Source organism: Rhizobium subbaraonis, assembly GCF_900220975.1.
Classification (GTDB): Bacteria; Pseudomonadota; Alphaproteobacteria; order Rhizobiales; family Rhizobiaceae; genus Mycoplana; species Mycoplana subbaraonis.
Genome location: NZ_OBQD01000002.1, coordinates 187,192 through 200,094, shown reverse-complemented (window position 1 = coordinate 200,094; position 12,903 = coordinate 187,192). Strand labels below are relative to the sequence as shown.

At 63.6% G+C, this 12,903-nt stretch carries 11 protein-coding genes; 6 read left to right on the top strand and 5 right to left on the bottom strand.

Annotated features, from left to right (window positions below; all coding sequences use genetic code 11):
* Positions 1–95 precede the first annotated feature (95 nt).
* On the top strand, positions 96–1,457 hold the full coding sequence (hmgA, locus tag CRO48_RS03245) for a homogentisate 1,2-dioxygenase (RefSeq protein ID WP_097136310.1): 1,362 nt from the start codon (positions 96–98) through the stop codon (positions 1,455–1,457).
* Positions 1,458–1,489: 32 nt separating this feature from the next.
* Here the strand turns inward: hmgA and CRO48_RS03240 are convergent, their stop codons facing one another.
* Entirely contained in the window at positions 1,490–2,038 is a 549-nt protein-coding gene (locus CRO48_RS03240; protein ID WP_407071888.1) for a DUF2585 domain-containing protein, read from the bottom strand.
* Positions 2,039–2,147: 109 nt separating this feature from the next.
* Here CRO48_RS03240 and CRO48_RS03235 point away from each other — a divergent pair, with 109 nt between their 5' ends.
* The 3 genes from CRO48_RS03235 (at position 2,148) to hpaR (ending at position 4,604) form a co-directional block, all read left to right on the top strand.
* The gene (locus tag CRO48_RS03235; protein ID WP_097136307.1) at positions 2,148–3,164 is read left to right on the top strand and encodes a fumarylacetoacetate hydrolase family protein; all 1,017 of its coding nucleotides are present in this window, start codon (positions 2,148–2,150) and stop codon (positions 3,162–3,164) included.
* A 63-nt stretch (positions 3,165–3,227) separates the two neighbouring features.
* Entirely contained in the window at positions 3,228–3,878 is a 651-nt protein-coding gene (gene maiA / locus CRO48_RS03230; RefSeq protein WP_097136306.1) for a maleylacetoacetate isomerase, read from the top strand.
* A gap of 225 nt (positions 3,879–4,103) precedes the next feature.
* Positions 4,104–4,604, top strand: a complete 501-nt coding sequence (hpaR, locus tag CRO48_RS03225) for a homoprotocatechuate degradation operon regulator HpaR (protein ID WP_097136305.1) — start codon at positions 4,104–4,106, stop codon at positions 4,602–4,604.
* A 109-nt stretch (positions 4,605–4,713) separates the two neighbouring features.
* Here hpaR and CRO48_RS03220 read toward each other — a convergent pair whose 3' ends face one another.
* Complete coding sequence (locus CRO48_RS03220; RefSeq protein ID WP_097136304.1) at positions 4,714–6,195, bottom strand: NAD-dependent succinate-semialdehyde dehydrogenase; 1,482 nt, start codon at positions 6,193–6,195, stop codon at positions 4,714–4,716.
* 88 nt (positions 6,196–6,283) lie between these two features.
* Positions 6,284–7,561, bottom strand: a complete 1,278-nt coding sequence (locus tag CRO48_RS03215) for a 4-aminobutyrate--2-oxoglutarate transaminase (RefSeq protein WP_097136302.1) — start codon at positions 7,559–7,561, stop codon at positions 6,284–6,286.
* Positions 7,562–7,765: 204 nt separating this feature from the next.
* On the opposite strand from CRO48_RS03215, the gene CRO48_RS03210 reads away from it, so the two are divergent.
* Complete coding sequence (locus tag CRO48_RS03210; RefSeq protein WP_097136301.1) at positions 7,766–8,593, top strand: MerR family transcriptional regulator; 828 nt, start codon at positions 7,766–7,768, stop codon at positions 8,591–8,593.
* Between the two features lie 52 nt (positions 8,594–8,645).
* On the opposite strand, the gene CRO48_RS03205 is transcribed toward CRO48_RS03210, so the two are convergent.
* Positions 8,646–9,875, bottom strand: coding sequence for an ABC transporter substrate-binding protein (locus CRO48_RS03205; RefSeq protein ID WP_097136300.1), 1,230 nt, complete (start codon positions 9,873–9,875; stop codon positions 8,646–8,648).
* Between the two features lie 87 nt (positions 9,876–9,962).
* Positions 9,963–12,350: a heavy metal translocating P-type ATPase gene (locus CRO48_RS03200; RefSeq protein WP_097136299.1), complete on the bottom strand. Its 2,388-nt coding sequence runs from the start codon at positions 12,348–12,350 to the stop codon at positions 9,963–9,965.
* Between the two features lie 67 nt (positions 12,351–12,417).
* Between CRO48_RS03200 and CRO48_RS03195 the strand changes: the two genes are divergently transcribed.
* Positions 12,418–12,852 carry a MerR family transcriptional regulator gene (locus CRO48_RS03195; protein WP_097136298.1) on the top strand — a complete coding sequence of 145 codons (435 nt, stop codon included), beginning with the start codon at positions 12,418–12,420 and terminating at the stop codon, positions 12,850–12,852.
* Positions 12,853–12,903: the final 51 nt, after the last annotated feature.

Below are 12,903 nucleotides of genomic sequence, written 5' to 3'. Positions count from 1 at the left end.
TCGGCGGGCACGAGGTCCTTTTGTCCTCCGCTTGATAGTTACAAAATTGATAGTTACGAATGCAACCAATTTCGATCTGGCGGAGGAGGCCGATCATGCTGGATAAGTCGGAGGCAGGTGCGCGCGCAGGCGCGTCGATCAGCAACAACGTCGGCTACATGCCCGGCTTCGGCAACGACTTCGAGACCGAATCCCTGCCGGGCGCGCTGCCGCAGGGGCAGAACAGCCCGCAGAAATGCAACTACGGTCTCTATGCGGAACAGCTTTCGGGATCGCCCTTTACCGCCCCCCGCGGCACCAACGAGCGTTCATGGCTCTATCGCATTCGCCCGAGCGTGCGCCACACCGGCCGGTTCTCGAATGCGAGCTATCCGTACTGGAAGTCCGCCCCCTGCCTGGACGATCATTCCCTGGCGCTGGGACAGCTGCGCTGGAATCCGCTGCCGGCACCCGCAGAGCAGCTGACCTTTCTCGAAGGCATTCGCACCATGACGGCGGCGGGAGACGTCATGACCCAGGTCGGCATGGCGGCGCATGCCTATGTCTTCAATGCCGACATGACGGACGACTATTTCTTCAACGCCGATGGCGAACTGCTGGTGGTGCCGCAGACCGGCGCTATCCGCGTCTTCAGCGAAATGGGCATCATGGATGTCGAACCGCTGGAGATCTGCCTCGTTCCGCGCGGCATGCTGTTCAAGGTATCGCGGCTGGGGGACGGCGATATCTGGCGCGGCTACATCTGCGAGAACTACGGCGCCAAGTTCACGCTGCCCGATCGCGGACCGATCGGCGCCAACTGCCTGGCCAACCCGCGCGATTTCAAGACGCCGGTCGCCGCCTTCGAGGACAAGGAGACGACCTGCCGCCTGCACGTCAAATGGTGCGGAAAGTTCTATGTGACCGAGATCGGCCATTCCCCGCTCGATGTCGTCGCCTGGCACGGCAACTACACCCCGTTCAAGTATGACCTGCGCACATTCTCGCCGGTCGGCGCGATCCTGTTCGACCATCCGGACCCCTCCATCTTCACCGTCCTGACCGCTCCGTCGGGCGAAGAGGGAACGGCGAACGTCGACTTCGTGATCTTTCCACCGCGCTGGCTGGTGGCTGAGCACACGTTCCGCCCGCCCTGGTACCACCGCAATATCATGAGCGAGTTCATGGGCCTGATCCACGGCCAGTACGATGCCAAGGAAGAGGGATTCGTGCCGGGCGGGATGAGCCTGCACAACATGATGCTGCCGCATGGTCCGGATGCGCCGGGCTTTGCAAAGGCTTCGAACGGCGAACTGAGGCCGGTGAAGCTCGACAACACCATGGCGTTCATGTTCGAGACCCGCTTTCCCCAGCAGCTGACGAAGTTTGCCGCCGAGCTCGAGACGCTGCAGGACAACTACATCGAATGCTGGGATGGGCTGGAACGCAAGTTCGACGGTACGCCGGGCATCAAATGACGGGGAAAAGCAGCATGCCTGCGGCGGCCCGGTCAGCCGCCGCCCTGCCAGGCCTTCACCGCCTCCAGCGGCCAGACCAGCATCAGGATGTTCAGCGCCAGGCCGTCGCGGATAAGGTAGGTCGTCACCGCCTCGAAAACGATGATGATTGCAATGCTGGCCCAGACGGGAAGCCGGGCGGCAAGGAAAAAGCCGATCACCATCGCGGCGACGTCTGCCGCCGAGTTGATGATGCTGTCGCCGTAATAGTCCAGCGAGATGGTCGCCTCGCGGTAGCGATTGATGATGAGGTCGGTGTTCTCGAAGATCTCCCACGCACACTCCACGACGAGTGCCAGCGCCAGGCGGGTCACGATGCTGGCGCGTGGAAGCAGCCACGTGAAAAGCGCGTAGAACAGGATACCGTGAATGATGTGGCTCGGCGTATACCAGTCCGTCAGGTGCTGCGAGTTTTCCGAGGAGACGACCACGCCGTGCCAGAGCTTCACGTAGCCGCACTTGCAGATCCAGATTCGCCCCATCAGGTGCAGGATTACAGCTGTAACGGCGATGGCGGCGGCGGCGATGCCAAGGGAATTCACAAACGTGCGGTTCAAGCGGGAGATTCCTCAGCAGGGCTGACGTGACAGGCGACGCGTCGCGGCGAAGATGCCATAGTGGCGCGGGAGAATTCAAGACCAGGGAGAGAGCATGAAACTTGCCACACTCAAGGATAGTACCCGCGACGGCAGGCTGGTGGTCGTGTCGAGGGATCTGACCCGCTGTTCGGAAGTCGGGCACATCGCCCGCACATTGCAGGCGGCGCTTGACGACTGGGCGCATGCCGGACCGCGTCTGGCCCGCGTAGCCGAAGGAATGGAAACCGGCTCGCAGCCCACCATTCGCTTTCATGAGCACGAAGCGGCCTCGCCTTTGCCGCGTGCCTATCAATGGGCCGACGGCTCGGCATATGTGAACCATGTGGAACTGGTGCGAAAGGCCCGCAACGCTGAAATGCCGGCGAGCTTTTGGACGGACCCGCTGATCTACCAGGGAGGCTCGGACAGCTTTCTCGGCCCGCGCGATCCGATCGTGATGGCGGATACGGCCTACGGCATCGATATGGAGGGGGAGATCGCGGTCGTCGTCGACGACGTGCCGATGGGCGCAAGCATCGAAGAAGCGCGCGCTGCCATCCGGCTGGTGATGCTCGTCAACGACGTGTCGCTGCGCGGCCTGATTCCCGGCGAGCTTGCGAAGGGCTTTGGTTTCTTCCAGTCCAAGCCGTCCTCCGCCTTCTCGCCGGTGGCCGTCACGCCGGACGAGCTGGGAGAGGCCTGGGACGGCGGCAGGCTCCACCTGCCCCTGCTCGTGTCGCTGAACGGAAAGCCCTTCGGACGCGCCAATGCCGGCATCGACATGACCTTCGATTTCGGCCAGCTCATTGCGCATGCGGCAAGGACCCGGCCGCTGGCGGCGGGTTCGGTGATAGGCTCGGGCACGGTTTCCAACAAGCTCGACGGTGGACCGGGCAAGCCCGTCTCGGAAGGCGGGGCCGGTTACTCCTGCATCGCCGAGATCCGCACCATCGAGACGATCGAGACCGGCGCGCCGAAAACCCTGTTCATGACCTTCGGCGACACGGTGCGCATCGAGATGAAGGACGGCGCGGGCCATTCGATCTTCGGTGCGATCGAGCAGACGGTGAAGCAATACCAACGCGACTGACGTAAGGGGCGGGTCGTCCCGCTCGATGGGAGGACCCGCCGGCGCTGCGACACGGGAGACACCATGCCGTACGAAACCGTCCTCTATGACTATTGGCGCTCATCGGCGAGCTATCGGGTCCGTATCGCTCTCAACAGCCTCGGAATCGAATACCTAACGGTGCCGGTAAACCTTCTGGATGGCGAGCACAAGGCGACCACGCATCTTCGCCGCAATCCGCAAGGGCTGGTGCCGGCGCTTGAAATCGACGGTCTGATGATGACGCAATCGCTTGCGATCATGGAATACCTTGCCGAAACCCGCGTCGGATCGGGTTTGCTGCCCGGCGATGCTCCCGGTCGCCAGCGGGTCCGGGCGCTTGCCTATGCGATCGCCATGGACGTCCACCCCATCTGCAATCTCGGCGTGGTCGGCCATGTGATGGAATTGACGGCGGGCGACGAGGCGGCGAGAGTGGCGTGGATGAGGAAGTTCATCGGCGAGGGTCTCCTGGCCGTCGAGCGGATGCTGGACGATCCGCGAACCGGCCTCTTCTGCCATGGCGACAGTCCGACCATGGCCGAAATGTGCCTCGTGCCGCAGGTCTACAATGCAGAGCGATGGGGTGTCGATCTCTCGGCGCTTTGTCATGTCCGGCGCGTTGTCGCGCTCTGCAATGAACAGTCTGCCTTCCGTGCAGCGCATCCCGACCGGGCGAAATTGCAGTCCGCATGACGTGTGCCATTTTGCGGCGAATAGAAGCAACGGCAGGCCCGTCATCCATGCATGGGGCAGTGTGTCGAATCCTTGCAGCCACGGCATTCCGCCGTCGACGGCAAGGCGCGGCGCCGTCGTTATCCCCTCGCAGATGGCATTCCATTGACAAGCATCGTGGCGCCGGAACCGCGGCGATCCAAAGCCCGCAATTGGCCGCCAGCGCGTAATCTCGGATAGACGACCATGAGCGAACCAACCCAAGCCTTTGTCCCGCGTCTTGCCGACGATCGTCTGCTGCCGCGCAACACGCTCCGTTCCCTGCCGATCGCGTTGTTGCGTGCGCGCGAGGCTGTGATGAGCCATTTTCGACCGATGCTTGCGGCGTATGATGTCACGGAGCAGCAGTGGCGGGTCATCCGGGTGCTGGCGGAGGCCGGGACGCTGGACGCTTCGGAGGTGGCCGAGAAGGCCTTCATTCTCGCGCCCAGCCTCACCCGAATGATCAAGTCGCTCGAGGAACGCGGATACATCACGCGCAGCAAAGACAAGGAGGACGGCAGGCGGATTCTGCTGGAAGTCGCTCCCGCCGGCATGGCGCTTATCAACGCGGTTACGCCAAGCACGCATGCAATCTATACCGAGATAGAGAAGCGCTACGGGAAGGAGCGGGTAGAGCACCTGATCGACCTCCTGGAGGAGATGGCGATGCTCAAGGAGACATCGCCATCCGCTCGCGAGCATTGAAACTTTCTGAAGGCAGGAAACGTAAATCGCCTCCACCATGACGACATGGCGGAGGCGATTTTGATCTGGACTGATGGCAAATGGCGCAATGACCATTCGCGTACCGGTTTCAGGCGATGTTGCCCATGCAGAGATACTTCATCTCCAGGTAGTCGTCGGCGCCGTGCGTGGAGCCTTCGCGCCCCATGCCGGACTGCTTGATGCCGCCAAAGGGGGCTGCCTCCGAGGAAATCAAGCCGGTGTTGATGCCGACCATCCCGTATTCCAGCGCCTCGGCGACCTTCCACACCTTCTTCAGGTCTGCGGCGTAGAAATAGGCCGCAAGGCCGAACTCCGTGTCGTTCGCCTGGGCGATGACGTCCTCGACCGTCTCGAAACGGAAGAGCGGCGCCACCGGACCGAAGGTTTCCTCGCGGGCAACCTTCATCGTCCTGTCCACGCCGGTCAGGATCGTGGGGCTGAAGAAGGTGCCCTTGCCGTCGACGCGCTTGCCGCCGGCAACGACCTTTGCGCCCTTGGACACCGCATCGGCGATATGCGCCTCCACCTTGTCGATGGCAGCCTCCTCGATCAGCGGGCCGATCGCGACGCCGGCTTCGAAGCCGTTGCCGACCGATAGCTGACGCACTTTCGCGACCAGTTTCTCCGCAAAGGTGTCGTAGATCTTCGACTGGACGTAGATGCGGTTCGCGCACACGCAGGTCTGGCCTGCGTTGCGGTACTTGGAAACGAGCGCTCCCTCGATGGCGGCATCCACATCGGCGTCGTCGAAGACGATGAAAGGCGCGTTGCCGCCGAGTTCGAGGCTCACCTTCTTGATCTGGTCGGAGCACTGGCGCATCAGGATGCGGCCGACCTCGGTGGAGCCGGTAAACGAGATCTTGCGGACCTTCGGGTTGAAGCAGAGTTCCTTGCCGATCGCCGGGCCGTCGGTGCCGATGACGACGTTGAAGACGCCGGCGGGAACGCCTGCCTTCTCCGCGAGCACTGCAAGCGCGAGCGCCGACAGAGGCGTCTGTTCCGCCGGCTTGGAAACGACCGTGCAGCCGACGGCGAGCGCCGGCGCCACCTTGCGGGCGATCATCGCGGAGGGAAAATTCCACGGTGTGATCGTTCCGACGACGCCCACGGGTTGCTTGATCACCAGCATGCGCTTGTCGGCAGACGGGGCGGGGATGGTTTCGCCGTTGATGCGCTTGGCTTCTTCCGCATACCACTCGACATAGGACGCGGCGTAAAGGATCTCGCCTCTCGCGTCTGTGAGAGGCTTGCCCATTTCTGCGGTCAGGATCGCCGCCAGTTCGTCGGCGTTGGCGATCATGAGGTCGTGCAGCTTGCGCAGGATGGCGCTGCGTTCCTTGGCAGGCCGTGCGGCCCAGGGCCCTTGTGCCTTGTATGCGGCGTCGATCGCAGCAGCGGTCTCCGCCGCCCCCATTTCCGGCAGCGTCGCGAGCTTTTCGCCGGTCGCGGGATCTAGGACATCGAAGGTCGCCGTGCCATTGCCACCGACCCAGCTGCCGTCGACATAGCCGGAATCGCGCAGGAAATCCTTCGATTTCAGGTGCCTGGTAAGGGCGTCGTAGAAGGCCATTTCGTCATTCCTTCAGGTATCACGCAGGGTGCGCCCGGACTGTTTCGTCCGGGCGTGGTCGCTGCGGCAGGTTGTCGTTTCGGTTGTGTCAGCCGCGGGCTTCGATGATCGCGGCTTCGAGGATGTCGAGCGCTTCGGCGAACACCTCGTCCTGCACAGTGAGTGGTGCAAGGAAGCGGATGACGTTGCCATGGACGCCGCAGGTGAGCAGGATCAGGCCCTTCTCAAGAGCCTTGAGCCGCACCTTGTTGGCAAAGTCGGCACTCGGCAGCTTGGTCGTCGCGTCGTTGAATTCGACGGCGTTCATGAAGCCGGGTCCGCGCACGTCGACGATTTCCGGAACCTTTTCCCGCAGCGATTCAAGACGCTGCTTGAGGCGGTTGCCCAGGCTGGTGGCGCGGTCGCAGAGATCCTCGTCCTTGATCACGTCGAGTACGGCATGTGCCGCGGCCACACCCAGCGGGTTGCCGGCATAGGTGCCGCCGAGGCCGCCAGGGCCGGGTGCGTCCATGATTTCGGCTCGGCCGGTCACAGCGGCAATCGGGAAGCCGCCGCCCAGCCCCTTGGCCATCGTCGTCAGGTCGGTCACGACGCCGTGATGCTCCATGGCGAAGAGCTTGCCCGTGCGGGCGAAGCCGGTCTGCACTTCGTCGGCGATCAACAGGATGCCGTGCTGGTCGCAGATCTCGCGGATCTGCTTCAGGAATGCCGTGGTGGCCGGGTAGAACCCGCCTTCGCCCTGTACCGGCTCGATGATGATCGCGGCGACGCGGTTGGGGTCCACATCGGCGGCAAACAGTTTCTTCAGGGAAGCGAGCGACTGTTCTGCTGTCTGGCCATGCAGCTCGACGGGGAAGGGGATATGGAAGACGTCGCCCGGCATCGCGCCAAAGCCGACCTTGTAGGGGACGACCTTGCCGGTCAGCGCCATGCCCATGAAGGTGCGGCCATGGAAGCCGCCGCCGAAGGCTACGACAGCCTGGCGGCCGGTGGCTGCGCGAGCAATCTTCACCGCATTTTCGACGGCTTCCGCACCCGTCGTCACGAAGATCGTCTTCTTGGCGAAATTGCCCGGGACGAGCTCGTTCAGGCGCTCGGCAAGCTCGACGTAGTTCTCGTAGGGAACGACCTGGTGGCAGGTGTGGGTGAAGCGGTCCAACTGCTTTTTGACCGCTTCGATGACGCGCGGATGCCGGTGGCCGGTGTTGACCACCGCGATGCCCGCTGCGAAGTCGATGTAGCGGTTGCCTTCCTTGTCCCAGATCTCCGAATTCTCGGCGCGGTCGGCATAAATCTGCGTCGTCATGCCAACCCCACGGGAGATGGCAGCGTTCTTGCGGTCTGTAAGAGAGGAGGTCGCGGTCATGATGCAGATCCTGGCGCTAGAGAAAGGCTATATCTTGCATTTTTTCTGCAAGACTTGGTGGAATAGCTACATTTTTTCTGTAAGATTGCAACGGGTATTTTGTTACTGAACGGCACTTTGGGCAACGGCGGGAAACGCCATGCCACGCACCGCTTCGCAAGCTGTTATAACGCGGCGATTATACAGGAATCAGGGTTGATTGGCATGAACGAGCGGGACAGCGTTCACTACAAGGTGGCGGAGGCGGCCCGCATGGCCGGCGTATCCGCGTCCACGCTCCGTCTTTGGGAAAGTCAGGGCTTGGTCGTGCCGGGACGTTCCGACACCGGCCACCGCCAGTACAGTGCCGACGACGTGGCGCGACTGAAGAAAATCGCCTGGTACCGCACCGAGCGAGGCCTTAACCCGGCGGCGATACGCCAGGCGCTGGACAGCGAGGACGCCGGTGCAGAGGCGGGCGTCTCTGTCCCGTTCGTCGATGGCGATGCATCGCTTGGGGTCGGCCGCAAGTTCCGCGCCTTGCGCCATGCGGCCGGCAGGACGCTCGATCAGGTCGCAGGCGACATCGGCATTGCAACCTCCGTGCTTTCGACGTTCGAACGCACGTCTCAGGGTGTGACATTCCGCGTGATGCACGACCTTGCGGAATACTATGGCACCACGGTTTCGAAGCTTTCGGGCGAGGACGAGGCCGAAAGGCGCAGCCTCGTGCGCGCCGGCGAGTGGAAGTTCTGGCCGGAGACATCGCCGGGCGTAACAGTGCAAGTGTTGGCGGACGGGCGCAACATGATGGATTGCCATCGCTTTGTGCTCTCGCCCGGCGCCTCGAGCGACGGGGCATACCGGCACGAGGGCGAGGAATTCATCCATGTGCTTTCCGGTCGTTTCGAGATGGTGCTGGACGGGGACGAGTTTCACGACCTCGGCCCGGGGGACTCGCTCTACTTCGACAGCCGCCGCCATCACTCCTGGCGCAACCGCCATGACGGAGAGACGGTGCTTATCTGGATCAATACCCCGCCGACGTTTTGAGAACGTTCACGGTTTCGCGCGACGACAGACGGGGGCATTTCCTGCCAATACGCTATTGAACCGTCTGTGACGGCGGGAGGCACTGTCGCGAGGCGTCCGCTGCCTGAATGGGCGCGCGCTGCCCGGAGATCGGGCCGGGATCCGGCTCCTCGGGCGGCCTGCACTCGATTGTGACCCCCACAATGCCGTCCCAACCCTTCAGGATGATGTCCCTCGCCCGCCGCTGTTCCTCAACGGTGGGGAATACGGGTTCGGCGCGACCGCCCTTTCCGTCGCTCTCGGGGCTTGGCAGGTCCTGCAGAAGGTTTGCCGGAACCTTGCGGTCCCGCAGCAGCGCTCCGAGCCGGATCGGGTGGCAGCGGCCGGACAGCAAGATCAGTTGCACCTCATCCGAATAAAGATATTCCATCCATAGCCGTGCAGCATTCGGACGCCGCGCATATGCGCTGATGGCCTGCGCATAAATGCCGGCGACAATGCCCGTTCGCGGACGGACAACGGCGATGCGGGTCTTACCTGCAAGAGCATCGCGATCGCCGAGTGCCAGATGATCCCATCGGATCAGAACCGGTGTGCGGCCGTCAGCGAGGGTTTCGGCGTTGCCAATCATGGGTAGGAGATTGCCGCGCCGGTTCAGTTCGGCAAAAAACTCCAGTCCGCGCTGAGCAGCCTCCTCGATCCGCCCATTCGTCGCCGAGAGGCCCGCAGCCAGCACCGTCTGGATCGTCTGGTTCGAGCCTGGCGCGCCGGCGATCCCGATCGCATTCCTGAACTCCGGCGATGCGAGATCTGGCCAATCAACGGGCAGCCGGGCGACACGGTCGGCATTCACTTCAAAGGCGAGGAGCCCATAGTAGTCGCCGTACCAATAGCCGTTGGCATCCTTCGCCGCGTCGGGAATGGAATCCCAGGTCGATACCTTGTAGGGCTGCAGCAAACCCTCCTGTTTCGCGGCTTCCGCGAAGGACAGACCCACGTCGATGACGTCCGGCACAATGGGATCGCCATTGCCACGACTTGCCCGAATTGTCTCGAGCTCCGTCTCTGAAGAGGCTTCCGGTTGCAATTCGTCCACCGCCAGGCCGTACCGCGCCTTGAAGCCGTCGATGATGCGACCGTAATTGCACCAGTCGCGCGGCAGGGCGATCACCGCAAGCCGGCCTTCCTTTTGCGCCGCCGCCACGAGTTCGTCCGGCGGAGCGGCGGCCGCAATGATGGTGGATGCAAGAAGCAAAAATGCCGATGTAGCAAGAATGCCCGTCGCTGCCAGCAATCGTCTCATCTGCCCCTCCATCCGACCGTGGACAAAGCGGCAGCAATTCTATCACTACGACGGAGCGCAGGCCATGCCGGCGCAGCGCGGCAGACCCTAGGCCGCGTGCGTTTTTGCGCCGATCGCTCCCGCACCCGGCAGCAGCAGGCGCATCGCATTCAGCGTCACCAGCACCGTCGCACCGGTGTCGGCGAAGACGGCAATCCACAGGCCGGTGATGCCGAAGATCGTGGTGACAAGGAATACCGCCTTCAGGCCGAGGGCGATGGCGACGTTCTGGCGGATGTTCGCCATGGTCGCCCGGCCGAGCGTGATCACGCGCGCGACATCCACGACACGGTTGCCCATCAGCGCCACGCCTGCGGTCTCGCGCGCCAGCCCGGTGCCGGAACCCATCGCCATGCCGACGCTTGCCGCTGCCAGTGCCGCCGCATCGTTGATGCCGTCACCGACCATCACCACGCCGCGCTTTTGCGACATCGCCTTCAAGGCGTTGACCTTGTCTGCCGGCAACAGTCCGCCGCGCGCGTCGTCGATGGAAAGAGCACGGCCGATGGCGGCCGCCGTAGCCGGATTGTCGCCGGAAAGCATGACAGTCTCGATGCCGAGAGCCCTGAGCGCCTCTATCCCCTCGCGGGTGTCGTCGCGCGGCTCGTCGCGTAGCGCGATGGCCCCGATGCCGACGCCATCGGCGATGATCACGGCGATGGTATTGCCGGCCTGCTGCATGGTCTTGATTCTGTCTGCTAGCGCCGGACCGATCTTGCCCTCCTCGGCTGCGAAACGTGGCGCGCCGATGAAGATCGTACGCCCGTTGACGGAGCCGGAAACGCCGCGCCCCGCCAGTGCCTTGACGCCTGATGCGATCACCGGCACCAGTCCTTTCGCCTTCGCCTCGGCAACGATTGCTTCTGCCAGCGGATGGTTCGATCCCGCCTCTATGGCCGATGCAAGCGCCAGCAGTTCGTCCGCGCCGGCTTCGACGGCATGAACCTCGGTTACCGCCGGCTTGCCCTTCGTCAGCGTGCCCGTCTTGTCGAAGGCCACGACGTCAGCCTTGGCGATCGTTTCCAGAATGACGCCGCCCTTGACGAGAATACCGGCACGCGCGGAGGACGACAGCGCCGAGGCCACCGCGGCGGGTACGGAAATGACCAGCGCACACGGGCAGCCGATCAGGAGAAGGGCGAGGCCGCGATAGATCCACGTGTCCCAGTCGCCGTCGAGGAACAGCGGCGGAATGACGGCGACCAGCAACCCGAGGGCTGCAACCAGTGGCGTGTAGATACGCGAGAACGCGTCGATGAAGCGTTCGGCCGGCGCCTTGGCGTCCTGCGCCTCCTCGACGAGCTGGACGATGCGGGCGATCGTGTTGTCTGACGCCGTCTTTTCGGCGCGGATCTTAAGCGCCGCATCGAGGACGATGGAACCTGCGAAAACTTTCTCGTCCAGACCGCGCGAAACCGGAACGCTTTCGCCGGTAATGGCCGCTTCGTCCAGATGCGCGCGCCCCTCGACGACGGTGCCGTCGGCAGCGACGTGGTCGCCGGGGCGGGCAAGCACGATCTGTCCGGGACGTATCTCGGAGGCGGGAATTTCGCGGACGACCCCGTCCTCCTCGATGAACGCCCGATCGGGAACGAGGGAGGCGAGCGCCTGGATGCCGGCACGGGCGCGCCCGGCCGCATAGGCTTCCAGAACTTCTCCGCTTGCAAAAAGGAAGACGACGACCGTCGCCTCGGCCGGCTCGCCGATCAGGACCGCACCGATAACGGCGATCGTCATCAGCATCTCGATCGTGAACGGCGCGCCCGCGCTTGCCGCGGCGAACGCGCGGCGCGCAAACGGCAGCGCCAGCAGGATCGCCGCCGCGATGAACATCCAGTGCCCCATCTGCGGCGAGAAATGGCTGACGGCGAAGGAGAGCGCCGTGGCAGCGCCGCCGACGATGGCATGCAGTCCTTTGAAGGTTCGCCACCACGCGACAGGCACCGGTCGCCGCGCGGGCGCGTCTTCGGTCAGCAGCTCGGCGCCGTAGCCAAGGCTTTCGACGCGCTCGCGCACGGCTGCAAGCGGCGTCTTTGTCTCGTCGAGCGCGACCGACATCATTTCCCGGGTGACCGAGACGCGGACGTCCGAAACGCCTGCCATGCCGCCCACGGCCGTGCGGATCGTATTCGCGCAACTGGCGCAGTCCATCCCGGAAATACGCAGGCGCCGATAGCCGTCGATCGCCTCCGGGAGGGCTGCGTCGGCGATCGTGTCGCCGTCGGATGCACAGCTTTCGCCATCGCCGTGCGCATCTCCCGCATGCTCGTCATGAGCGTGGTCGTGGCGTCGACCGGAAGGCTCTGCCGCGGTCCCACGGGCGTGCGCAGCGCCGCTGCAGCAGTCGGGGGCATGGCCCTCGTGCGCAGCCGGTTGGTGCTTGTGGTCCTCCGCGCGGGAGGACGTGGCCGAAACTTCGGGACGGTGATCGTGCATTGCAAATCTCTTTGATTTGCACCACCTATAATTCCTGTAGTCACTAGAGCTTCAAGCGGAAAAATTCATGGAACGCGTCTTTTCTATCGGCAAGCTCGCCGCAGCCGGCGGGTCGAAGGTCGAGACGATCCGCTACTACGAGGCGATCGGCCTTCTGCCTGAACCAGAACGCAACGCCGGCAACCAGCGCCGTTACTCCGCGCGCCACTATGACAGGCTCGTGTTTATTCTTCACGCCCGCGACCTTGGACTTTCGATCGAGGCCATCAGACAACTGATCGATCTTTCCTCGCACCCCGACATGCCCTGCCACGATGCCGACGAAATCGCGCGACGTCAGCTCGACGACGTCCGGCAACGGATCGCCCGGCTGAAGCTGTTGGAGGCGGAACTCGAGCGCACGCTTTCTGATTGCAGTCACGGCACGATCGCCGAATGCAAGGTGATCGAGACGCTCGCCCAGTGCGGCGCGTGCGAGCGTCACCATCGTCCGCCGCGTTGACGACGGCGCCAGCCCGTCTCGAGCGGCCTTGGTAATGCCGCGGTAAGCGTG

Excerpts from the sequence above, each read along its gene's own strand:
- CRO48_RS03205 (WP_097136300.1), bottom strand. The coding sequence starts at position 9,875 with ATGAGACGATTGCTGGCAGCGACGGGCATTCTTGCTACATCGGCATTT.
- CRO48_RS03210 (WP_097136301.1), top strand. The coding sequence starts at position 7,766 with ATGAACGAGCGGGACAGCGTTCACTACAAGGTGGCGGAGGCGGCCCGC.
- CRO48_RS03215 (WP_097136302.1), bottom strand. The coding sequence starts at position 7,561 with ATGACCGCGACCTCCTCTCTTACAGACCGCAAGAACGCTGCCATCTCC.
- maiA (WP_097136306.1), top strand. The coding sequence starts at position 3,228 with ATGCCGTACGAAACCGTCCTCTATGACTATTGGCGCTCATCGGCGAGC.
- hmgA (WP_097136310.1), top strand. The coding sequence starts at position 96 with ATGCTGGATAAGTCGGAGGCAGGTGCGCGCGCAGGCGCGTCGATCAGC.
- CRO48_RS03220 (WP_097136304.1), bottom strand. The coding sequence starts at position 6,195 with ATGGCCTTCTACGACGCCCTTACCAGGCACCTGAAATCGAAGGATTTC.
- CRO48_RS03235 (WP_097136307.1), top strand. The coding sequence starts at position 2,148 with ATGAAACTTGCCACACTCAAGGATAGTACCCGCGACGGCAGGCTGGTG.
- CRO48_RS03195 (WP_097136298.1), top strand. The coding sequence starts at position 12,418 with ATGGAACGCGTCTTTTCTATCGGCAAGCTCGCCGCAGCCGGCGGGTCG.
- CRO48_RS03200 (WP_097136299.1), bottom strand. The coding sequence starts at position 12,350 with ATGCACGATCACCGTCCCGAAGTTTCGGCCACGTCCTCCCGCGCGGAG.
- hpaR (WP_097136305.1), top strand. The coding sequence starts at position 4,104 with ATGAGCGAACCAACCCAAGCCTTTGTCCCGCGTCTTGCCGACGATCGT.